Origin of the sequence: Streptomyces sp. MBT53 (assembly GCF_016654115.1) — a bacterium.
Classification (GTDB): domain Bacteria; phylum Actinomycetota; class Actinomycetes; order Streptomycetales; family Streptomycetaceae; genus Streptomyces.
Genome location: NZ_JAEQAZ010000500.1, coordinates 1 through 492 on the forward strand (window position 1 = coordinate 1; position 492 = coordinate 492).

Sequence of the window (492 nt, forward strand, 5' to 3'; positions counted from 1 at the left end):
CCCTCGTGCTCACCTCGCTCGGCACGGTGGCCGCCGCCACCCCCGCGTCCCCCGCCCCCTGCGGCTTCTACAAGACCAGTACCGACGCCTACTACCGTCACTGCACCAGGGACGGCTCGCATGTCGTCATCAAGGTCAAGGTCGCCCGGGCCCGCGACCACGAGGCCTGCGTCAGGCCCGGCACGACCTGGCTGGGCTCCGCCCGCAAGATCCAGGGCGCCTACTACGTCGGGCGGACCTGCTGACGCGTCCCATCGCCCAGTAGCCGGTAGCCCCCAACCGCCTTACAGCCGCGCCCCCTTCAACGCCATGTGCAGCAACAACCGGTCCTCCCCGTCGTCCAGGTCAAGACCCGTCAGCTGTTCCACCCGTGACAGGCGGTAGTAGAGGGTCTGGCGGTGGATGCCCAACTCGGCTGCCGTGCGCCCCGCTTGGCCCGCGTGGTCGAGGTACACCTCGGCGGTGCGGGCGAGTTCGTGGTGGGCGGGGGAG

2 protein-coding genes are annotated in these 492 nt (G+C 70.5%); one reads left to right on the forward strand and one right to left on the reverse strand.

From position 1 onward, the window contains the following. The coding region (locus tag JHN45_RS52470; RefSeq protein WP_236585087.1) for a DUF6355 family natural product biosynthesis protein at nucleotides 1–245 on the forward strand (245 nt) is incomplete at its 5' end. A 39-nt stretch (nucleotides 246–284) separates the two neighbouring features. Here JHN45_RS52470 and JHN45_RS52475 read toward each other — a convergent pair. Next, nucleotides 285–492: CdaR family transcriptional regulator (locus JHN45_RS52475; protein WP_201056588.1), on the reverse strand; the 208-nt coding region annotated here is incomplete at its 5' end.